The sequence below is a fragment of the Nonomuraea sp. NPDC049480 genome, from assembly GCF_044465905.1.
In the GTDB taxonomy this organism is placed as follows: domain Bacteria; phylum Actinomycetota; class Actinomycetes; order Streptosporangiales; family Streptosporangiaceae; genus Nonomuraea.
On the sequence record NZ_JBITMD010000017.1, the window covers coordinates 246,259 to 268,157 of the forward strand.

The 21,899-nt window shown below is 71.0% G+C and carries 14 protein-coding genes; 9 read left to right on the forward strand and 5 right to left on the reverse strand.

From position 1 onward, the window contains the following. Positions 1-102: 102 nt before the first annotated feature. Positions 103-888, forward strand: coding sequence for a phosphotransferase (locus ACIBX3_RS39215; protein WP_397125611.1), 786 nt, complete (start codon positions 103-105; stop codon positions 886-888). Between the two features lie 16 nt (positions 889-904). Here the strand turns inward: ACIBX3_RS39215 and ACIBX3_RS39220 are convergent, their stop codons facing one another. Further along, positions 905-1,684 carry a phytanoyl-CoA dioxygenase family protein gene (locus ACIBX3_RS39220; protein ID WP_397125612.1) on the reverse strand — a complete coding sequence of 260 codons (780 nt, stop codon included), beginning with the start codon at positions 1,682-1,684 and terminating at the stop codon, positions 905-907. A gap of 101 nt (positions 1,685-1,785) precedes the next feature. Here ACIBX3_RS39220 and ACIBX3_RS39225 point away from each other — a divergent pair, with 101 nt between their 5' ends. Further along, positions 1,786-2,679, forward strand: a complete 894-nt coding sequence (locus ACIBX3_RS39225; RefSeq protein WP_397125613.1) for an AraC family transcriptional regulator — start codon at positions 1,786-1,788, stop codon at positions 2,677-2,679. 67 nt (positions 2,680-2,746) lie between these two features. Beyond that, on the forward strand, positions 2,747-4,012 hold the full coding sequence (locus ACIBX3_RS39230) for an ABC transporter substrate-binding protein (RefSeq protein ID WP_397125614.1): 1,266 nt from the start codon (positions 2,747-2,749) through the stop codon (positions 4,010-4,012). Here the strand turns inward: ACIBX3_RS39230 and ACIBX3_RS39235 are convergent. The 3 genes from ACIBX3_RS39235 to ACIBX3_RS39245 all read right to left on the reverse strand — a co-directional run bounded on the left by ACIBX3_RS39235 (position 3,994) and on the right by ACIBX3_RS39245 (position 7,266). Beyond that, entirely contained in the window at positions 3,994-5,220 is a 1,227-nt protein-coding gene (locus ACIBX3_RS39235) for a winged helix-turn-helix domain-containing protein (protein ID WP_397125615.1), read from the reverse strand. The genes ACIBX3_RS39230 and ACIBX3_RS39235 overlap by 19 nt on opposite strands. A gap of 78 nt (positions 5,221-5,298) precedes the next feature. Beyond that, a complete protein-coding gene (locus ACIBX3_RS39240; protein WP_397125616.1) occupies positions 5,299-6,048 on the reverse strand; it encodes a class I SAM-dependent methyltransferase in 750 nt (249 codons plus the stop codon). Between the two features lie 81 nt (positions 6,049-6,129). Further along, the gene (locus ACIBX3_RS39245; protein ID WP_397125617.1) at positions 6,130-7,266 is read right to left on the reverse strand and encodes a retropepsin-like aspartic protease; all 1,137 of its coding nucleotides are present in this window, start codon (positions 7,264-7,266) and stop codon (positions 6,130-6,132) included. 222 nt (positions 7,267-7,488) lie between these two features. Here ACIBX3_RS39245 and ACIBX3_RS39250 point away from each other — a divergent pair, with 222 nt between their 5' ends. After that, the gene (locus ACIBX3_RS39250) at positions 7,489-8,421 is read left to right on the forward strand and encodes an alpha/beta hydrolase (RefSeq protein ID WP_397125618.1); all 933 of its coding nucleotides are present in this window, start codon (positions 7,489-7,491) and stop codon (positions 8,419-8,421) included. A gap of 16 nt (positions 8,422-8,437) precedes the next feature. On the opposite strand, the gene ACIBX3_RS39255 is transcribed toward ACIBX3_RS39250, so the two are convergent. Further along, positions 8,438-12,253: a S8 family peptidase gene (locus ACIBX3_RS39255; RefSeq protein WP_397125619.1), complete on the reverse strand. Its 3,816-nt coding sequence runs from the start codon at positions 12,251-12,253 to the stop codon at positions 8,438-8,440. A 116-nt stretch (positions 12,254-12,369) separates the two neighbouring features. Here ACIBX3_RS39255 and ACIBX3_RS39260 point away from each other — a divergent pair, with 116 nt between their 5' ends. The 5 genes from ACIBX3_RS39260 to ACIBX3_RS39280 all read left to right on the forward strand — a co-directional run bounded on the left by ACIBX3_RS39260 (position 12,370) and on the right by ACIBX3_RS39280 (position 21,852). Beyond that, the gene (locus ACIBX3_RS39260) at positions 12,370-13,317 is read left to right on the forward strand and encodes a helix-turn-helix domain-containing protein (protein ID WP_397125620.1); all 948 of its coding nucleotides are present in this window, start codon (positions 12,370-12,372) and stop codon (positions 13,315-13,317) included. Then, positions 13,314-14,426 carry a transcriptional regulator gene (locus ACIBX3_RS39265; RefSeq protein ID WP_397125621.1) on the forward strand — a complete coding sequence of 371 codons (1,113 nt, stop codon included), beginning with the start codon at positions 13,314-13,316 and terminating at the stop codon, positions 14,424-14,426. Before ACIBX3_RS39260 ends, ACIBX3_RS39265 begins: the two co-directional genes overlap by 4 nt. Positions 14,427-14,525: 99 nt before the next feature. Beyond that, positions 14,526-15,641, forward strand: a complete 1,116-nt coding sequence (locus ACIBX3_RS39270; RefSeq protein ID WP_397125622.1) for a helix-turn-helix domain-containing protein — start codon at positions 14,526-14,528, stop codon at positions 15,639-15,641. Positions 15,642-16,158: 517 nt separating this feature from the next. Beyond that, complete coding sequence (locus ACIBX3_RS39275; RefSeq protein ID WP_397125623.1) at positions 16,159-19,026, forward strand: BTAD domain-containing putative transcriptional regulator; 2,868 nt, start codon at positions 16,159-16,161, stop codon at positions 19,024-19,026. A 270-nt stretch (positions 19,027-19,296) separates the two neighbouring features. Continuing rightward, positions 19,297-21,852, forward strand: coding sequence for a hypothetical protein (locus ACIBX3_RS39280; protein ID WP_397125624.1), 2,556 nt, complete (start codon positions 19,297-19,299; stop codon positions 21,850-21,852). Positions 21,853-21,899: the final 47 nt, after the last annotated feature.

The window sequence follows — 21,899 nt, forward strand, 5'->3', positions numbered from 1 at the left end:
TGAAGAGTAGGAGGACGGGTGATTTCGGACATTTCTTGATATACGGTCGCAGAGGGCTGAGGCGTGCGGGCGCCTCGGAGCTCAGGTCTGGCGAGGTGGTCGGTGGATGGGAATCGGCTGGGAGGCGGCAATGACGGTGGCGCGGTGCTGGTGGGGCGCACGGTCCGGCGGCGGGTGCGGGCGTGGACGGCGTCCGTCCACGAGCTGCTGAGGCATCTGGAACGCAAGGGGTTCGAAGGGGCTCCGCGCGTCCTGGGCATCGACTCGGCCGGACGCGAGATCCTCACGTACATGGACGGCGACACCATAGGGGACCGTTCCGAATGGCCTGAGTGGACCCGCACCGACGACACGCTCGTCCAGGTGGCCGAGTGGTTGCGTGCCTACCACGAGGCCGTGGCCGACTTCGTGCCCTCCGCGGACGCCTACTGGCGCACCGGCGCGCAGTGGTCGCCGGGGACGATCATCGGGCACAACGACGCCGGCCCCTGCAACGCCGCCTGGCGTTCCGGGCGGCTCGCCGGGTTCTTCGACTGGGATTTCGCCGGCCCGACCACGGTCGACTCCGATGTGGCCTGGCTGGCGCTGTGCTGGGTGCCGCTGCACGCGCGTGACGTTGCCGCGTCGGAGGGTTTCACCGACTACGAGGCGCGGCCGGCGCGGCTGCGCCTGTTCCTGGAGACCTACGGATGGACGGGCGATCCGGAGATCCTCATCAGGGACATCCAGGAGCGGATGAGGGTGCGGGCGGCCCAGATACGCCGGCTCGGGGTCGGTGGTGAGGAGCTCTACGCGCGGCTGCTGCGCCGGGGCGTCGCGGACGACCTGGACCGGGCCGTCCGCGAGCTGGACGACTTCTGCGCGGTGATCTCGGGGATCACGGCGTAGCGTGTCGGCCGGCGTCTCAGGCCTGCTTCTCCGCGCCGGCGAACGGCATGTGCTCGCCCGCCACGTAGGACGGGAACGGCTGGTAGACGTTCACGCCCGGGTCGCCGCGCAGCAGCAGCGCCGAGACGAACGGCTGCTGCTCGCTGGTGATCCGGGTCGAGGTCGGGATGTACCTGATCGTCAGGCCGCAGCGGCGCCGCGGCGAGGTGTTGGCGTTGGAGCCGTGCAGGATGTTCGGGTGGTGCACCTCCACGTCGCCGGGCGACAGCACCAGGTCCACCGCCCGGGACTCGTCCACCGTCACCGCGCTCTCCGAGCCCAGCACGTTGTCGATGTCGTCGCGCTGCCGCAGCTCGTGCAGGGCGTCCTTGTGCGAGCCGGGGATCACCCGCAGGCAGCCGTTCTCCGGCGTGGACTCGTCCACCGCCAGCCAGAGCGTGACGACCCGCATCGGCTCCAGCGGCCAGTACGCCCCGTCCTGGTGCCACAGAACCGGCATGCCGGAAAAGGGTGGCTTGCTGATGTAGTGCGAGGCGAACAGCGCGATGTCCGGGCCGACGAACAGCTCGGCGATGTCCAGCAGCCGGTCATCACTCACCAGCCGCACCCAGAACGGGTCGCCGGCGACGAGCTCGGTGGCCAGGTCCTCGCCGAGCCGGTCCGGGTACTTGGCCTGAAGCCAGGCGACGTGGTCGCTCGCCTCGGCGATCAGGTCGGGGTCGAGCACGTTCCGGAAGATCGTGTAGCCGTCGCGGTCGTAGTCCTGGAGAGTCCGGTCGACTTCCGTGATCACCATGTGCTCCTCTGGGGCGCGGGGAAGGGCGTCGATCCGGATTCTTCGGTCTCAGTCGCCCGAGTTACTAGTACTCGCCGCGCCATAACTATTAATTTCCTGACATGCCGACCGTCTTGCGCTGGGTCGAGTTCGCGGCCGGGCTCCCGTACCACGCGGCCCTGGTGCCGGTGACCGGCAGCCGCCGCGACCGGCCCGAACCGCACACCCACGCCGATTTCCACGAGCTCGTCTTCGTGACCGCGGGGGAGGGCAGGCAAGTGATCCGGGGAGGCGCATGGGGGGCCGGCGAGATCGAGATGCCGCTGCGCGCCGGGGACGTGGTGCTGGTGCGGCCGCACGACCGGCACGAGTTCGCCGCCACGGCGGCCGACGGCATGCGCTTCGTCAACATCGCCTTCCCGAGCGAGCGCTGGCGCGCCTTCGCCGACCTCGCGGGGCTCGCGGGCACGGCCGACTGGGACCGGCGCGACCTGCCGCTGACGGCGCGCGCGAGTTTGGACGGGCCGGTCGCGGCCGAGTTCGCCCGCGTGCTCGGCGCCTATTCCGGCGTGCCCCGCGTGCTCGACCTGGTCAGGCTCTGGACGGCGGTCGTGCCGACGCTGGAGCGCGCCGACGGCACGGCCGTGGACCGGCGGCCCGGCTGGCTGGTGGCGGCCTGCGTCGCCATGAACCGCGAGGAGAACCTGCGCGAGGGCCTGCCCCGGCTGCTGGAGCTGGCCGCCGTGAGCCCCGGGCACCTGGCCCGCTCCATGCGCCGGCACTACGACTGCACGCCGGTCGCGTTCGTGGCCGGGCGGCGGCTGGAGCACGCCGCCCTGCTGCTGACCACGACCACCGAGGGCGTCGGCGGGATCGCCCAGCGCTGCGGATTCTCCGGGCAGTCGTACTTCGGGCGGCTCTTCCAGCGGAAGTACGGCATGGCGCCCCGCGACTACCGGGAGGCCACGCGGCGGGCCGTGGTCCCGGCGGCTATGGACACCCAAGATATCAAGTGATTAGATGACTCGCCTCGGGGCTGTTTCACCACGAACCATGACCACAAGTGCGAACAGGAGGCCGGGCATGATCCGGTCGCGTCCACTGCTTCTCGCCGCTGCCATCTCTGTCGCCCTCGCCGGCTGCGGCTCCGCGAGCAACACCGCGCAACAGCCCGGCAAGACGGAGCTGAAGCTCTACAACGACAAAGGCGCCTGGGGCAAGTACTTCGACCAGATGGGCGTCCTGTCCAAGCAGCAGATCGGCCTGTCGGTGAAGTCGGTCGGCTACACCGACGAGCCGACGTACCAGGCGTTCATCAAGGCGTCCTTCCGCACCGACGTGAAACCCGACCTGTTCACCTGGACGACGGGCGGGCGGCTGGCGGAGATCGTCGCGCAGAAGCAGGTGGCGGAGACCACCGCGCTCTGGCAGGAGGCGATCAAGAGCGGCGATCTCTCGGCCGACCTGGCGCCTTACTACACGGTCGGGGGCAAGCAGTACTGCGTGCCGCTGAACGCGGCCTACTGGGGCATGTTCTACAACAAGAAGGTCTTCGACCAGCACGGCCTGAAGCCGCCGAAGACGTGGGACGAGCTGATCGGCATCGCCGACACGCTGAAGAAGAACGACGTGAGCGCGTTCTACCACACCTCGGTGCTGTTCTCCTTCGTCTGGTTCGAGCAACTCCTCGCCGGCACCGACCCCGACCTGTACGACCGGTTGTCGACCGGCCGGGCGAAGTACACCGACCCGGGCGTGGTCGAGGTGATGAAGCGCTGGAAGTCGATGATCGACGCCGGATACTTCAACAACCCCGGCGACAAGACCGACCCGGGCGACGTGCTCAAGACCGGCAAGTCGGCCATGGTGTCGTTCGGCACGTGGTTCAACACGAGCATGACCCAGCGCGACCTGAAGGCCGGCACCGACTACGGCTTCTTCGTGATCCCGAACGTCAACCCCGCGCTGACCAAGACCTCCATGATCTTCGAGAGCGGGCCGCTCTGCTCGCTGGCCAAGGCGCCCGACCCCGAGGCCAGCATGAAATACCTCAAGTGGTGGGTGGGCGCCCCCGCGCAGGAGAAGTGGGCCACCGCCAGGGGCGACGTCTCGGCCAACCCCAAGGTCGCCATCGCCGACCAGGCCATCGCGGAGGTCGGCAAGGCCGCGGGCAGCGGGGAATATCGCCTGGTCAACCGGTATTTCGAGGCCACGCCGCCGCCTGTGCTCACCGCCGCGCTGGACGGGTTCGGCGCCTTCGTCGCCAAGCCCGACACCTACGAGAAGGTCCTCGCCGACATCCAGGTCGCCGCGGACGAGTATTGGAGCACTCACAAACCGGCGGACTGAGCCACCCGCCAGGGCTGTGGCACCTTGTCGCCGTAGGTGATCTCACGGGCCCCGGCGAACGCGGCCAGCTCGGCGACCGCCCGGCCGACGGCCTCGGTGGTCGCCTCGTCCGCGGGCGTGTCCGGCTCGGGGAACAACCCCTCGATCTCCAGGACCGCACGGCGCCGGTCCAGGCGCGGCACCAGCCGCCCGGCCAGCCGGTCGCCGTGCAGGATCGGCATGATGTAGTGCCCGTACTGCCGCTTGGCCTTGGGGACGTACATCTCCGTGCGGAAGGCGAACCCCCACAGGCGCTCGGTCCGTCCCCGGTCGCAGATGAGGTTGTCGAACGGCGACAGCAGCGTGGTGCGCGGCTCCCAGTCGCGCTCCAGCAGGCCGAGCACGTCGCGGTGCACGTGCCACCGCTCGGCGCCGCCCTCGACCGTGGCGGGCACGATCAGGCCCGCCGCCTCCAGATCGCTCAGTACGCCGGCGAGGCCGGGATAGCGGTCCCGGATGAAATGTTGCTCGATGTCGGCGGCGCGGGCCACGCCGAGCGCGCGCAGGGCGTGCTCGGCGGCCCGGGAGACCGCCTCCTCCCGCGACAGCGGCTCGGTGCCGGCCCACTCCGGCAGCCGGTGCTCGGTCAGGTCCCACAACCGCGTGCGCCCGCTCCGTCCGGCCACCGTGACCTGGCCCTGGAACCACAGGAAGTCCAGCATCCGCTCGACGCTGCGGCCGTTGGTCCAGCCGCTCGACCGCCACGGCTCTGCCGCGACGTCGTCGAACCCGCCGATCGGCAGCGGGCCCTTCTCCCGCAGCCGGTCGAGCACGTGCTGACGTAACGCGTCGTTCGCCGACAGCCAGCCGCGGACCTGCCGCGCGTAGCCGGACTCTCCCGCCGGATAGCCGCGGATCGTCACCTGGTGGATCGGATAGTCCTCGGCCAGCACGATCGACGCGGCGTGCGCCCAGTATTCGAACAGCCACCGCTCCTGCCACAGCAGCACGTCCAGGTCGGCGGGGTCGTAGCCGCCGACCCTGCTCCAGAGCACCAGCAGGTGGCTGCGCGCCACCGCGTTGACCGGATCGAGCTGCAGGCACCGCAACGTGCGCAGCACCTGCCGCAGTCCGTCGAGGCCGGCTCCGGGACGGGGTCCGGCGAGGTGCTGGCAGCGCACGGCCAGCCGCCGGGCGGACTCCAGGCTGAGGGTCAGCGCATACGACATGGCCGTAGAGCCTACTCGAAACTGCGTTCGACGGCATTCGGTGGCATTCGGTGGCATTCGTGGGGGAGGGCCGGCGCGTCAGGGAGTGCGGCGGGCGAGGGTGAGGTCGGTGAGGAGGGCCATCTCCACGCCGTCGCCCACCAGCCCGGCCATCTCCGCCAGCAGCGCCTCGCGGGTATCCGGCGCCAGCATCCGGTACGCGGAGATCGACCTGACCAGATCAAGGTAGCGCGCGGCGGGGTAGTGGCCGGCGCGCTGGTAGCGGCGCTGGCCGAGGTCGGTGAAGCGCGGGTCGTCCGCCAGCGGATGCTCCGCCGCTCTGCCCGCCGGCGGCGCGGCCCGGTGCAGGCTCGACGTCTTCACCCCGTGGCGCCGGTCCACCTCGGCCAGCGCGTCCCGCAGGTTCGGGTCGGCGACGAGGTAGAGGTTCCAGAACACCGCCACGGCCCCTGCGGGGGCCAGCGCCGCGTGGGCCAGGTCCCAGCGCCGCCGCTCGTCGACCCAGTGCCAGGCCTGGGCCGAGTAGAGCAGGCCGAACCCCTGGTCGGGCGTATAGTCCTCGAAAATCCCGATCTCGACGCGGACGCCCGGGCACTTCGCCGTCAGCACGGCGGCCATCCGCGGGTCGGGCTCCACGCACGTCAGGCTCACCCCGCGGGCCGCGAAGCCCGCCGTGGCCTTGCCGGTCCCGGCGCCCACCTCCAGCACCGGGCCGGGCGCCGCGTAGTCCAGCACGTCGGTGATCAATTGCGCCGGATAGTCCGGGCGGGCCGAGTCGTACTGCTCGACCGCTTCCCCGAACACCACGCTCCGCTGACGTTCCACCATGGCGACCCCTCCTCGGCTCTGGCCAGAGTCCGATTCTGGCCCGGCGGCGCTTTCCGCGCGCAGGTGGGGCAGCGTACGGCGTCAGCCGGGCCGGAACGTGTACTCGTGCCGCCCGAAGTCCAGCGTCCAGGCGTACGCGCCGAGGAACGCCTGCGACAACAGCCCGTCCACCCTGACACCGCCGAACCCGGACCAGGGCGCCCGCCTCCCAGGCGCGATGGACAGGACATGCCCGGACTGCTCCAAGGGGCCCAGCCGCAGCGGATGGGCGGCCTTGAGATGGGTGCCGGAGAGGCCGGCGTCCGGGACGCCCCACGAGCGGTACTGGGCCCGGGTCGCCAGCACGGCGGCCTGCCGGATCACGCCGTCCTGCTCGTCCTCCAGCAGGTGCACCAGGCCCGAGTCGATGAAGAAGGTGAGATCGCGGCGGGGACCGTAGCCGCCCCGCGCGAACATGAAGTGGTCGCCCCACAGGCGGAACGGGACCCGTATGCCGCCCGGCGGGACCGGCTGCTCGCGCGGCGCCAGGAGCAGGTGACCGGCCGGGGTGTCGATGGTGGGCAGGAAGCGCCGCAGCAGAGAGGTTCCCATGATCACGATGTCCTGGGGGCCGGTCAGCGTGGGCACGATGTCCACGGGCACGTTCTCCAGCGCCGCCCCGCCGAGGTCCAGCTCGCGGACGATGCCGGTGCCGGCGGGGACACGGGCGACGCCGTGGAAGCGGCGGCCGTTCGGCACGGACGCGACGCCCGTCGCCGCCGCCCGCCCGGTCCCCATGACCAGGAAAGTGCCTCCGGTGTCCAGGTGGAGCAGCGTGCGGTGGCCGTTCAGCGTGCCCTCGACGGCAGGCATGTACGCGGCCAGCGGATGGTCGCCGAACGGCAGCCGCACCGGCCCGGCGGCCTTCACCGTCATCGGATGGTCGCGCCGCAGCGCCAGGTCGGGCGGGATGCGGCGGAGCCGGCGGCGTAAGTGCTCGCAGGCCTGGTCCGCCCGGTCGAGGTGCAGCCAGGCGTGCGCCACCGGCTCGTCCAGCGGCCGCAGCCCGAGCCCGCCGGGCAGGGACGCGTAGCGGGCCAGCCCTTGCTCGAACCGGCCCCGTACCAGGTCGGCCAGAACGAGCAGCCGCTCGTCCCCCGTCTCGGCCGCCAGGCGCGCGGCCTCCTCCACGTCTCCCGACGCCCACGCCCGCCGCGCCGCGCGGCGCCGCGCGGCCATCAGAACGGCTCCGTGGCAGCAGGCTCATCGAGCCGGTCCATCCGCCGCCGCAGCGCGGCATGGCGTTCTTCCACGAGACACCTCCATATTTCCGTAATTACGGAAAAGCGTATGAGTGGGGAGGCGGTGTCGTCAACGGCCGCGCGTCAGCGTCGTCCAGCACCTCGCCGACGCGGGGCCCCGCCCGCGCGTCCGGTTCCGCCACGCGGTAGAAGAGTGGGCATGCCGTTCCACCCCTACCTCGCGGAGAAGCTGGACCTCATCCGGGGTCTGTCCCGGGAGGACCTCGCGACGAACCCGGCAGCCCGGCAGCGGATGATCGACTATCTCCGGGACCCGGCCGAATGGATCATGCCATCAGGCGTGCTGGTCGAGGACCTGCGGATCGACGGGCCGCACGGCTCGATCCCCGTCCGCGTCTACCGGCCGCCGGGCACGCCCGCCACCGCCCTGCTGTGGGCGCACGGCGGCGGATTCGCGTTCGGCGATCTGGAGATGCCCGAGGCCCACGTCGTGAGCGCCGAGCTCGCCGCGCGGGCCGGCGTCTTCGTGGTCTCCGTGGACTATCGGCTCGCGCAGAACGGCGTGCGCTACCCCGTGCCCCTGGACGACGTGGACGCCGCCTGGCGCTGGCTCACCACCGAGGCCATGCCCGGCTGCCGCGCGGCGATCGGCGGGGCGAGCGCGGGCGCGGCGCTCGCGCTCGCGGCGGCGCTGCGCGACCGGGACAGCGGCCGCTCGCGAGCCGCCCTGGTGCTCCTGGCCTATCCGTTCGCGCACTACCCCAACCCGGCGCTCGACGACGCGACGGCCGCCGAGATGCGCGCCCTCCCGCCGTTCATGCGCTTCCCCGTGGCGGCGATCGAGGGCATGGTCAGCGCCTACGTGGGCCGGATCGGCGACCTGCCGCCCGACGCGCTCCCCGGCGCGGCCCGGCTCGGCGGGCTGCCCGCCACGCACATCCTGCTGTCCGAGTACGACGACCTGCGCCCCTCCGGCGAACTGCTCGGACGCCAGCTCCGCGAAGCCGGCGTCCCGGTGAGCACGTACCTGGCGCGCGGCATGCCGCACGGGCACCTCAACCGCACCCCGTCCCTGGACGAGGTCGACGCCTCGCTCGGCTACCTCGCCGCCGCGCTGCGCGCCTCGCCCTGAGCCGGCTGCCGAGCGGTCACTTCAGGCCGTACGCCCGGTGGACCGTCTGCTCGACCGTGTTGCCCTCCGCGTCGGTGGCCTGGGCTCTGATGCCCACCGCTCCCGTGGTCTGGGCGAGCGGCGGCGGCGAGATGACAGCCCGGCCCGACGCGGAGGCGGGGACCGGCGTCCAGTGGGCGCCGTCGTCGAAGGTGACCCAGAGCCGGAGCCGGGTGACCTTCGCGTCCGGCCGCTCGAAGGAGCCGTGGTAGCCGGTGACGGCGATCCGGTGCGGCCTGTCCGCCCGGATCCGGTTGTCCAGGTCCAGCGGCACCTCGTAGCGCAGGTTGAGCCTCCTGGCCGGCTCGCACGGCACCACCCGGCCGAGCGCGAACCAGGCCACGCACAACCCCTGGTCCGTGCTCGTCATGCCGCCGTCCGGCCGCCGGGAGCGGAACGTCCACGCGCTCTGCACGTCCCTCGCGTACTGCTGCAGGGGATGCGGGGTGTGGAAGGCGTCCGTCAGCCGGTACGCCGCCTCCTCCCTCGGCAGGGTGAACCCCGGCATGATCACCGCGAAGATCCCGAGGACCACCTTGGTCTCCACCAGCGGCACCTCCTGGCCGTCGCGGTAGAGGCGCAGCTCGTCCCGGCCGCCGTGCTTGCCGGTCTGGAAGTTCGCGTTGTAGGTGAAGGCCTCCTGATGGTTCGATCCCGGCCCCATGACCGGAACCGCTCCCAGGAACAGGTCATCGGCCCGGCACGGGAAGCACTGGGCGACGCCCGCCGCGTATGCCGCCTCGGAGACGACCGCGTTGCCCGGCACGCGCGGCTGGAGGCCCCACGCGTCGGTCCGCGAGCCGGCGGAGGGGAACACGTCCGTGCCGCTCGCCGTCAGCGCGGCCTTGCTGTAGTAGTCGGTGCCCTCGTCATAGGTCGTGGTGACCGCGCGGGTCCAGACGACGTCGGGCGCGGGCGGGCCGACGTACTCGGTCATGGTCGTCCGCGCGGGCCGCTTGTGGTCCATGGACCAGACGCCCGCCCACCACCCCACCGGGCTGCGCATGGTCACCGACGTGTTGAGCTGCACGGCGCCGGGCCGGTCGGCGTGGAAGCGGTCCTCGATCCGCTGCAGGTCGCGCTCCTTGAGGGAGTAACCGAGGTCTGCGGGGATGCGGCCGCGCTCGGTCAGCATCAGCGAGTACAGGTACGGGGTGGTCGCGACGCCCTTGGCCGTCACCGTCACCGTCCTGCGCTGGGCCAGCGCGGCCAGCGCCCGTCCCTGGCCGGCGGGCAGGCTCATGGTCGGGATCGGGTACGCGGGCCAGCCGACCGCCGGGTCGAGGAAGGCCCGGCCGGCGGCTCCGTAGCCGAGGACCGCCACCGCCCCCGCCTGCGCGGCCGCCTTGACCCGGTCCAGAGCGTTGCCCGAGCACGTCGTGGCCGGGCACAGGTCGGCCAGGTCGAGCAGGACGAGCTTGCCGCGTACGTCGAGCCCGGTCAGGTCGGCGCCGGCGGGGATCACGGCCAGCCGGCTGTCGCCGTCGAGCTTGCGGGTGCTCGGCTCCAGGTCGGCGTAGCGGGGTGTCAGCTTGGGACCGCCGGGCGCGGTCATGGTGATGACGGGGGCGCCGAGCTGGTAGCGGCCGGCGACGGTGAAGGATCCCTGGGTGACCCGGCGGGTGGGCAGCATCAGGTACTCGTCCACGCCGTAGTCCGGGTACACGGACTGGGCGCCGGCGTAGGCGCCGCTGGCGGCGGTGCGGCGGAAGGCGTACTGCGAGGCGTACGTCTCGGCGGGCCGCGGCGTGCGCACCGACACCTTGCGCGCCTTGCGCAGGTCGAGCGTGACCGTGGTGTCCCGGGTGATCTCGACCTCTGGCTCGACCGGCAGCGACTGCACCCACGTGCCGTCCGCGCCGCGCCAGGCCAGCGCCGACATGACGGTGTAGGTGCCGGGATAGACCGCGGCCTGGCTCTCGGCGCCGGGGGCGGGGTGGTAGGTGTACTCGAGGTCGTCCCGGTCGTCCGTCCTCAGCAGCAGCCACGGGATGCTCGTCGGGCTGCTCGCGCCGTCCGGCAGCACCAGCCGGGTGCGCACGGTGACCCGCTTCGGCTCGACGAACGCGCCCACCGCGGTGCTCACCCGGACCTCGCCGGTCGCGTCGGAGGCGTGGACGAAGCCCTCGTACCAGGTGTCCGGGCCGGCGGGGTCGAACGTGACCGTGACCGGAGCGCTGCCGCGCGCGGGCACCGTGACCGTGTCCTCGCCGACGGTGAGCGTGCGCTCGGGCAGGTCGCCGCCGCGGTGCGCGGAGACGCCCGTCGTCAGGGTGAGCGTCACCGGCTGGTCACCGTCGTTGGTGTAGGTCAGGGTCTTCGTGACCGGGCCGTTCTGGGGGGCGGCCAGGAAGCCGAAGTCGACGGCGCCCTCGGCGCGCACCCGCTGCGTGGTCGCGCGGGCCACGTCGACGCGGCCGGCGCCCTGCTCGTACGCGCCCGCCCCGGTGCGGTGGGCGGTGCTCGTCAGCGCGGTCTTCAGCTGCGCGTTCGTCCAGTCCGGGTGCTGTCCGGCGAGCAGCGCGGCCGCGCCCGCGACGTGCGGGGTGGCCATCGACGTCCCCGACGCGCTCGTGTGCGTGTCGTCCGCGGGTGTGCCCATGGAGGTGCCCTGCGCTCGGGCGGCGGTGATGTCCACGCCCGGGGCCGTGAGGTCGGGCTTGAGACCGTAGCCGATGGCCGTGGGGCCCCTGCTGGAGAACGACGCCGTCTTGTCGGAACCGTCCACGGCCCCGACGGTCAGCGCGGCCGGCGACGTGCCGGGGGAGCCGATCCTCCGTGAGGCGCCGTCGTTGCCCGCGGCGACCACGAACAGCGTGCCCGACTCCGCGGAGAGCTCCGCCAGGGCCTGGTCGAGCGGGTTGTCCGGGCCCGGGCAGCAGCTCCCGAGGCTCATGTTGACCACCCGCGCCTGCTGGGCGACCGCCCACTGCATGCCGGCGATGACGTCGGACTCATGGCCGCCGCCGCGGTCGTTGAGCACCTTGCCCACCAGGAGCGAGGCCTTCGGCGCCACCCCGGTGTACCGGCCGCCGCTCCCCGCGACGATGGAGGCGACGTGCGTGCCGTGCCCGTGCCCGTCGCGCGCGCTGGCCTCGGTGCTGAAGTTGGCCGTGGCCGCGATCCGGCCGGCCAGGTCGGGGTGGCCGGCGTCGACGCCGGTGTCGAGCACGGCGACCTTGACGCCCGCGCCCTCCAGCCCGGCAGCCCAGGCCCGCGGGGCGCCGATCTGCGCGACGCTCTGGTCCAGCACGGCCCGGACCTTGCGGTCGAGCCAGATCCTGGTCTTCCCGGCCCTGGCCACGTCGAGCGAGGGCAGGAACGTGGCTGCGTTCTTCTTGTCCACCTTCACCGCCGCGGCGTCGATGCTGGCCAGGTCGCGGGCCGCGGCGATGCGCCGGCCGGCGGCGTGCTGGACGATCACCGGCAGGGTGGGGCTCTCGGCGTCGGCGTACCCGTTGGCCGCGAGGTAGGCGACGTCGAACAGGCCCCGGTCCAGGCGGCCCTCCGACAGCAGGCCCATGACGTCCGTGGGGTAGACGTAGTAGGAGTCGCGCTCGCGTACGGACATGAAGAACACGGGCGCGCCGCCCGGCCGCGGCGCGGGCTCGACCTCGGTCTGAGGGCTGCCGTCCGGCGCGGTGCTGTACGTCACCACGTCACCCGTGATCAAGGTGATCTTCGTCGGCTCCCGTTGGATGACGGGCGGGGCCGGTTCGGCGACGGCCGGGGCGGGCGCGGCCACGACGGTGGTCAAGAGCAGGCCCAGCGCGACAAGCGACCGGCGGATCATGGCCCTCCTCGATGATGATCGATTACCCCGGGAACCATGACAGATCGCAGTAAAGTCGCGAAAGACGGAATCTTGTCCTCTTCCCGCACCTGACGGAAAGAGGACATGCTGTGATCGTGCTGGAGATCATCGGATTGTCTGCGGAGGCGGAGGCCCTGTACGAGGCTCTGGTGGAACGTTCGCCGGCGACCCCCGCCGAGCTGGGCCACGAGGCCGCCACCGCCGCCCGGCTGGAGGAGCTGGGGCTGATCGCCCGGCTGCCCGGCGACCCGTCCCGCTACGTGGCGGTCTCCCCCGAGCTGGGGCTGGACGCGCTGATCCACGCCCGCACCGGGGAGCTCGCCGGGGCGCGCCATCGCATCGCCCAGCTCGCGGCGCGTTTCCACCGGTCCACGCCGGAGCCGGACGCCGCCGGGCCCGTGGAGGTGGTGACCGGCCGGGAGGCCGTCAGGCGGCGGGTCGAGCTGCTCCAGCGGGGCGCGCGGCGGCAGGTCCGCGTCTTCGACGCGCCGCCGTACGCCGCCGTCGCCGACGGCAACGCCGCCGAGCTCGAGTTGCTGGAGCTCGGCGTGGAGTACCGGGTGCTGTACGACCGGCGTGCCATGGAGGCGCCCGGCACGCTGGCCGCCATCGCCCGCTACGTCGCGGCCGGCGAGCAGGCCCGCGTCGGGGCGGTCCCGGTGAAGCTCATGCTCAGCGACCGGCCCCTGGCGATCCTGCCGGTGCGGAACGACGCGCGCGTCGTGGAGTCCGCGCTGGTGGTGCACGACCCGGCGCTGCTGGGCGCGCTGTCGGTGCTGTTCGAGACGCATTGGGAGCGCGCGGTGCCGCTGCACGCCCGGCGCGGGCGGCTGGCCGAGGCGCCCGGCGCGGCCGACGCCCGGCGCGACCTGCTGCCGCTGCTGGCCGCCGGGCTGACCGACGCGGCGATCGCCGCCCACCTGGGCTGGAGCGACCGCACCGTACGCCGCCACGTCCGCGCCATGATGGCCCACCTGGACGCGCAGACCCGCTTCCAGGCCGGTTACCAGGCGGTCGTCCGCGGCTGGCTGGCCGGGACATGAGCTCTTCCGCCGGCCCCGGCGAACCCGGCTCTGAACTCGGCTCGGGTGAGCTGGGCTCGGGTGGGCTCGGCTCGGGTGAGCTCAGCTCCGGGCTTGGCTCTGCTGGTCTCGGCTCTGGGCTTGGCTCTGGTGGGCTCGGCTCCGGTGTGCTCGGTGCGATCGGGCTCGGCCGCGACGAGGAGGCGCTCTACGAACTGCTGCTCGACCGGTCGCCGGCCACCCTCGGCCGGCTCGCCGCGGCCTGGACGCGGGGGACGGACCTCGTTCCCCTGCTCGCCTCGCTCGAGGACAAGGGTCTGGTCGGTGCCGAGCCCGGCCCGCCGCCGCGCTACTCCGCCGTCGCGCCGGACATCGCGCTCGACGCCCTCCTGCTCGCCTCCGAGCGCGGCCTGATACGCGCCCGCGAACGCGCCCGGCGGCTCGAAGAGACCTTCCAGGAGCGGGCGCGGGAACGTACCCCGCCGGCCGTCGTCGAGGTCGTGACCGGCCGGTGGGCGGTCGAGCAGCGGCACGCCCAGGTCCAGCGCGCGGCCCGGCGGCAGCTCCGCAGCCTGTCCAAACCGCCGTACTTCGACCGGCTGGCCAGCGTCGCCGCCCAGCGGGAGCTGCTGGACCGCGGCGTCACGAGCCGCATGATCTACGAACGGGACTTCGTGGCGGAGCGCGCCGGCGCGCTCCGGCAGATCGAGGAGATGGTCGAGTCCGGACAGCAGGCACGGGTCCTGCCCGACCTGCCGCTGAAGCTGTACGTCGTGGACGACCGGCTCGCGCTGCTCCTGCTCGCCCACGAGCCCGCCGACGCGGTCACGGCGCTCGTCGTGCACCCGTCGGGCCTGCTGGAGGCCCTGATCGCGCTCTTCGAGGCGCTGTGGCGGCGGGCCATGCCCCTGCGCCTGGCCCCGTCCGCCCGCCACCGGCCCGGGGATGACGCCCGGCTGATCGCCCTGCTGCTGTCCGGCCTCACGGATGAGGCCATCGCCCGCCAGCTCGGCGTGGGCCGCCGCACGGCCGAACGCCGCATCGCCGAGCTGATGTCCCGCCTCGGCGCCCGCACACGTTTCCAGGCGGGCATCCTGGCCGCCCTGGCTGTCTGGCGTCAGCGAACGTGACAGCGGCGCCAGTCCGGGCACCCGTTGGGTCGCGCCCGTCTCGGTTTCTGGACTTTCCACTCCCATGGCCACCCTGGAAATCAACGATGCAAACTAGAAGTGGATCGGCTCGTAAAGCGTCGTCTGCAACGCGACATCTGTTCGCCCTGGGAGATACCGATACTGATCTGCACCGATGACTTCCCCCCGTCCGAGCGTCTTGACCGTTACCAGGAGGCGGTCAAGGATGTGCCGGTTCCTGTCCTCGTCGACTGCGGCACCGCCCCATCACGCGACTTTTGGGCCATGTGGCAGTCCGCGGAACTCGGTGATATGTCAATGGCGTCCATCGCCTGCCGTGCCCCGTACCGATTCCGCAGGACGCAGGAGCTGATCCGCCGATCAGATCCGGAAGCGTATCGACTGGTACTCAATCTCCGCGGCCACAGCGGCGTCGTCCATGAACGTCGGTACGCCGAACTCGTGCCCGGAGACCTGGCGCTGTATGACACATCCAGCCCGTTCGCCGGCTGGCGGGGATCCGGGGGCGTGACCAATGAGTGGATCATGGCAACCTTCCCCCGACGCCTGTTGCCGATCTCCCCGCGCATCATCGCTCCGTTGAGCGGCCGCCGCCTGCCTGGCCAGGACGGCATCGGCGCACTGGTGACCGGAATGATGCATCACTTGGCCCGGGACATGCACGGTTACCGTCCAGCCGACCGCCTGCGCTTGTCGTACACATTCCTGGACCTGCTGACCACTTTGCTCCTTCACGAGGCTGAATCCTCCGGAATCGAAGGAGCCGAAGCGCAGCGCCGGACCTTGATGATCCAGATTTACTCGTTCGTCCGGCACCGTCTTGGCGACGCGGCGTTGTCGCCTGAGAGGATCGCGGCTGCGCACAATATCTCCGTCCGCACGCTGCACCGGTTGTTCGCCACTCAGAACGTGACCGTCGCAGCCTGGATCCGCACCCAACGGCTGGAACGATGCCGGCACGACCTCATCGACCCAGCACTGCGGGACCACCCTGTCCACGCCATCGCCGGCCGCTGGGGCTTCTCCAGCCACGCGCACTTCACCCGGGCTTTTCGTGCCGCCTATGGCATCTCCCCGGGCGACTACCGACGCCGGACGCTGCCCCCACGCCCTTCGTCTGGCACACATCAGCAAGAGATCTGGCACGCATCGCCAACGACACGGCACTCATCCCCGGGCCAGCATGAAACCTGAAGCGATAAGAGGCATGTTCGAATCCTTTTCGGCCGCCTTCGTCTGCAGAAACGCCCGACATCGGCTGGTGCAGATCCGCCACCTCAGGAAAGAGAGGTGCTGTGAATCGGGTGACCGGATGTCACAGTAGTCGCGGCATCGGCGGCTATATGCACATCACGTTCATAGGGGACTGGGAATGCGACTGGTTGCCTCGCCTATGCGTACCAGCGGGAGCTCGCCGGCTCGAGACGGGCTCCTGGTGATTTCACCAGAGTCGATCTGTGCTGATCGTGCGCTGGTGATCGGATCCTCGCAGGGGACCGGACTCTGACGCAGGTGAGGAAGACCGCGTCATGAGATCATTCGCCGCCATCTGGAGGGCATGTGAATGCTGGTCCGACTCTCGTCACCGGCCGGTGACCCGGTGTCCGAGGCAGTGCGGTTTCGTGTGCTGGGACCGCTCGAGGTCGCGGTCGGAGACCGATTAGTACACATCAATGGTCGCAGGCAACGGGAATTGCTCGCCTTGCTGTTGGTGCGCGCCAATCGGCTGGTCTCGCTCGAAACGCTCGTCGGGATGGCCTGGAAATCCGGAGTGCCCGCCACGGCGCGCAGGCAGACGCAGAACAGCGTCGGCCGGCTGCGCCGTGCCCTGGTCGAGGGCGGTGCCCCGGTCCAGGTGATCCAGACCCAGCCAGGTGGTTATCTTCTCTGTGCGGATGACGCCGAACTCGACGCGCTCGTCTTCGCGGATCTCGTGGGCAATGGGCGCCGCGCGGCCAGGGAGGGGAATCTGGAACTCGCCTCGGCGAAGCTGCGCAGCGCGCTGTCCTTGTGGCGGGGAAAGGCTCTGGCGGAGTTCGACGGCGAGCTCGTCTGGAGCGAAGCGGCCCGATTGGAGGAGCAGCGCGTCTCGGTGCTGGAGGAATGTCTTGAGCTGGAGCTGCGGCAGGGCAGGCATCACGAGCTGATCGGAGAGCTCACCGCCCTGGTCCAGGAGCATCCGCTACGGGAGCGGTTGTGGTCGCAGTTGGTGCTCGCGCTCTACCGGGACGGCCGCAGGGGCGACGCGCTGGCGGCCTGCCGGAGGGCCCGTGCGACGTTGGCGGCTGAGCTGGGCTTGGATCCAGGGCCCGAGCTGCGCCGGCTCGAAGCGGCGGTTCTCGCCGGCGACAAGGCATTGGAGCCGGCGCGCGGCCGGGCCACGTCCGGGGTGCCCCGGCCCTGCCAGTTGCCGCCGGACGTTCCGGAGTTCACTGGCCGGGACGGGATCGCGCGGGATCTCGAAGTGCTCTTCCGGCGTGGGCAGGCGGGAAACGCTCTGACGGTCGTGACGATCGCCGGGACGGCGGGGGTGGGCAAGACCGCGCTCGCGGTGCACATGGCCCACCGGCTGCGGGACGTGTGCCCGGACGGCCGGCTCTTCGTGAATCTCGGCGGGACGAGTGATCAGCGTGCCGATCCGGCCGAAGTGCTGGCTCGGTTCCTGCGCGCGCTGGGCGTGCCGGGCACCGAGATCCCCGAGGGTGCCGAGGAGCGAGCCGAGATCTTCCGGGAGCGCCTCGCGGACCGGCGCATGCTCGTGCTGTTGGACAACGCCGCTGACGAGGGCCAGATCCGGCTGTTGCTTCCGGGAGGCTCGGGTAATGCGGTGCTGGTGACCAGCAGGTCGAGGCTGACCGGTCTGTCCGGCGCGCGGCAGGTCGGGCTGGATGTGCTGGCTCCTGAGGACGCGGTCGGCATGGTGGCCCGGATCGTGGGGACGGATCGGGTGCCCGCCGGGGCGGCCGCCGCCGGCGAGCTCGTCGGACTCTGCGGCCGGCTGCCGCTCGCACTGCGCATCGCGGGGGCGCGGCTGGCCGCCCGGCCGCACTGGACGCTGGAGCGGATGGTCGGGCGGCTGGCGGACGAACGGCGCAGACTGGACGAGCTGGCTCACGGCGATCTGGAGGTCCGGGCCAGCCTCTCGCTGGGCTACCGGCACCTCGACCAGGGAGCGCGGCGCCTGTTCCATCTGCTGGGGATGCTGAGAGCACCGGACTTCACGAGCTGGGTCTGCGCCGCGCTGCTGGACACGGGCGTCCCGGCGGCGGAAGAACTCCTCGACCGGCTGGTCGATGCCCAGATGGTCGACGTGACCGGGTCCGATGCCGCCGGGCAGGTGCGCTACCGGTTCCATGATCTGGTCCGGCTGTACGCGCGCGAGCGGGCGGAGGAGGAGGCCGCCGCGGAGCGCACAGCCGCGGTCACCCGCGTGCTGGGAGCCTGGATGGCCCTGGTGGAACGCGCGCACCGGATCCTGTACGGCGGCGACTTCGCGATCCTGCACAGCTCGGCGCCACGATGGCCTCAGGTCCTGGAACAACTGGCGAGCACGGTCGACGCCGATCCGCTGACCTGGTATGAAACCGAGCGCCTGAACGTCGTGGCGGCTGTCCGGCAGGCCGCGGACACGGTGTTCGATGCGCCCGAATCCAACGCGGCCCTCGGCGAGCTGTGCTGGGACCTGTCGGCCACCGCGGTCTCGCTCTTCCTGATCCGGGGCCACTACGAGGACTGGGAGAGCACCCTCACCCGTTCACTGGCGGTCACGCGCCTGATCGGCGACCAGCGGGGAACGGCCGCCATGCTCACCGGACTGGGATGGCTGGACACTTACCGGCACCGTTATGCGCACGCTGACCAGGTGTTGGCCGAGGCGCTCGGCATCTTCCAGGAACTCGGCGACGACCATGGCCTGGCGCTGACGCTCCCGATGGTCGCGCACATCGACGGCATGCGCGGCCGATACGACGCCGCTGTCGCACGGCACGGCGACGCGCTCGATGCGCTCCGCAGGATCGGCGATCGCGGCGCCGAGGCATTCGTCCTGCGTTCGCTCGGCCAGGTGCTGGCCGAGGCGGGAAGGCACAAGGAGGCGCTGCCGTATCTGGAGCGTGCCCTTGAGCAGAGCCACATGGGCAGCCCGCGCGCACATGCGGAGGCACTGTGCTGGCTTGGCGAGTCCTACCTCGGATTGGACGACATCGAGCGCGCGGAGGCGATGTTCCTTGAGATGCGCACGGTGGCCGTACGAGTCGGCGACCTGCGCGGTCAGGCCGGCGCACTGCACGGAATGGGGCTCATCAGGCTCCGCGAAGGGGCTCTGGCAGCGGCACTCGAACTGCTCGATCGTGCGCTCGTTCTGACCGAACGGGTGGGCAGGGGCCGGCTGGAGGCACGCATCCGGCTGGCCTTGGGTCGACTCCGGCACCGCCGCCGCGAGTACGACGAAGCCGTCCCACATCTGGAGCAGGCGGCCCGGATTTTCGAGGCTCTCGGCTCGCCGGTCTGGCACGCGCAGGTTCTGGCCGTCCTCAAGGAGGTCCGCCAAGGCACGGCGGCGGTCATGACGAATCTATGACGGGCTTATGACGGCTCCTTCCATTCTGGCATCGCGGTTTCCCACGAAGGAGCCAAGATGGTTGGACGGGGCAGCAGGAAGTCTTTGCCGTGCCTGATGGCCGTAGCGGCCGTGAGCATGCTTGTCACAGCCGCCGTGGGGACAGAGGCGGTGTCGGCGCAGGTGCCTCCACGGGAGCAGGCACCTGCGCAGCCTTTCGCCGAGCGTCCGTCGGTGGCTCCGAAGGACCGGGATGCCTTGCTGTCGTCTGGCTGGCGCTCGTCAGGCGACGTGCTATGGACGACTTCCGGTGATCCGACGGGGTTTCATCTGCTGGTCGCGGAGGCCCGGACCGGCTACACGTGGCGGACTCTGGCGACGCTCGCGGAGCCGGGGTTCGAGACGGACCGCTGGATCGGAAACGTGTGCTTCACCGGATCGGGCGGGCACGCGGTGGTGGTGTACGCACCGAGGCAGTTCACCAACCGGGAGCGGCTGTTCAGCAGGGGTGGGTTCGCCGCGACCGTCGATGTGGCGTCCGGCGAGGTGCGGAAGCTGAAGCGGACCGTTTCGCTGGCTTATTACAACCCCGGTTGCGGTACGGGTGAGAGCGCGGTTCTGACCCAGTCGGGGCTCTCGGACCACGGCAAGACGCGCGTGGTGGTGTATGACACCGCGCGTAGCCGGGAGGTCCGCAGCCATGAGCTGAAGGGGCAGGTGACCTCGGCGATTCCAGTGGGCGACCGGGTGGTCGCGGCGGGCGGCACCGGGCTGGAAGAGGTCGACGCAGCGGGCGGTCGCCGCACCCTGGCCCGTACTCACGGTCCGGCCTTCTCCATCCGCCCTGACCTCGATGGCGGGGTGTCATTCCTGGAGGCGCACGGGGACACCACCACGGTGGCCAAGCACCTCGGTGGAGGCGAGATCCGGGAACTGGCCCGTGGTCCGCTGGGCGAGGTGGGCTTGGCCGCGGGCACCGGCGGTCAGGTGTTCCTGACCGGTGCGCCGTCCAGCACCGGTCACCTGCCCGCCGCGGTACGGCGACTGAGCGTTCCCGCACAAGCCGAGGTCTCCACCCGGGGGGAGGCGTCGGTGACACACACGATCGCGCGCGATGCCCAGGGGCGTACGATCTCGCCGACGTCCCCGGCAGAGCCCCGGACCGTCCAGCCGGTGAGCCTGAAGGCGACCGTCACCAAGACCGGCAAGCAGCTCGATTTCCAGGTTCTTCCCGGTACGCGGACGAGCGAGTCCATAGCCCAGGGCCGCATCCCGAGCCCGGCGCGGGGCGCGAAGGCCTCGCACGGGATCGGGCCGCTGGCCGACTACGGGGGAGTCACCATCGATCCGGTCCGTGGCTGCCACATCCCCCGCAACGATGTGGGCACGCAGGTCTACCAGCCGCATTGGCGGCAGGTGGAATGGGCGGCGAACCTGGCGGTGCAGGGTGCGCTGACGATCCAGCGCCCGCAGGACTGGAAAGAGTCCAGCCTCCCGGCCTGGTCACCGCAGGGGATGTTCCCGCGGAGGAAGCTGGTCACCGGAACGGATCACCGGGTGCCCGCCCAGATCATGCTGGGAGTGCTGGCCCAGGAGTCCAACATGTGGCAGGCGTCCCCGCACGTCCTGGAGGGCGTGTACGGCAATCCGCTGATCGGCAACTTCTACGGCCTGATCAACGAGGACCACTCGGCGACCTGGACGATCAACTGGGACGAGTCCGACTGCGGGTATGGCGCGGCACAGGTGACCGACAAGATGCGGCTGTCCGACACCGGCCGGAGCTGGGCGGAGAAACAGGCGATCGCGGTGGACTATGCGTCGAACATCGCCGCGGGCCTGCAGATTCTGGAGGAGAAGTACAACCAGACATGGCAGGCGAACATCCGGATCAACAGCGGTAATCCGAAGTGGATCGAGAACTGGTTCGCCGCCTTGTGGGCCTACAACACCGGGATGCAGCCGAGGGACGCCGAGTACGGCAACACGACCGGCTGCCAGCCGTCACCCACCTGCCATGACGGCCGCGGCAATTGGGGGCTGGGCTGGCTCAACAACCCGATCAATCCGGAGTACCCGGCGGACCGCACTCCCTTCCTGAACGGTCCCAGCGGTGGCGGCAGCCCGCAGGACGCGGCTCGTCCCCAACGTTGGCCCTACCCCGAGAAGGTCATGGGCTGGGCGGCGTTCCCGATCATCAAGGAGAATCCGTTCGCCGGCACCTGGCACCAGGGCTACGCGCAGGCCTGGTGGACCCACGCCCAGTTCCGGACGCAGGTCAAGCCACCCCGGAGCCTGTTCTGCGACCAGTCCAACCACTGCGACCCCGGCCAGACCAGCCCGTGCCTGGACGCCGAGTCGCGCTGCTGGTGGAACACGGCGGTCGTCTACAAGCCGAACTGCCTGGGGACGTTGCCGGGCGACACGACACAGTACGTCTCCTGCGGCCAGGAGACCATGACCTTCAATTCCGGAGCCGCGGAACCGGCCGACTGGAACGAGTGGTACAAGCCGAACTGCTCGCCGGCCGGGGTGCCGGAGGGCTCCTACATCATCGATGACGTCCCCAATGGCATGGTGCAGCCACGCGGATGCCATCCAGGGCCGGCCCATGCGGGCAGCTTCCGCTTCGACTTCGCCCCGGACTCGACCGGCCAGCACAGGTCGAAAATCGACTTTCACCAGATCGGCGGCGGGTTCAACGGGCATTTCTGGTTCACGCACACCCGGGCGGCCGCGTTATCCCAGGACTTCAGAGTCACCGGCACCTGGAAGCTCGACTTCGCGCTGGTCAACAAATGTCAACGACGGCCGAATTTTGACCCCCTGACGACGTCTGAATCGTGACCCCCTCATGTTGTCGTTGATTACTGCTCGTGCTCGGATCGGGCCGA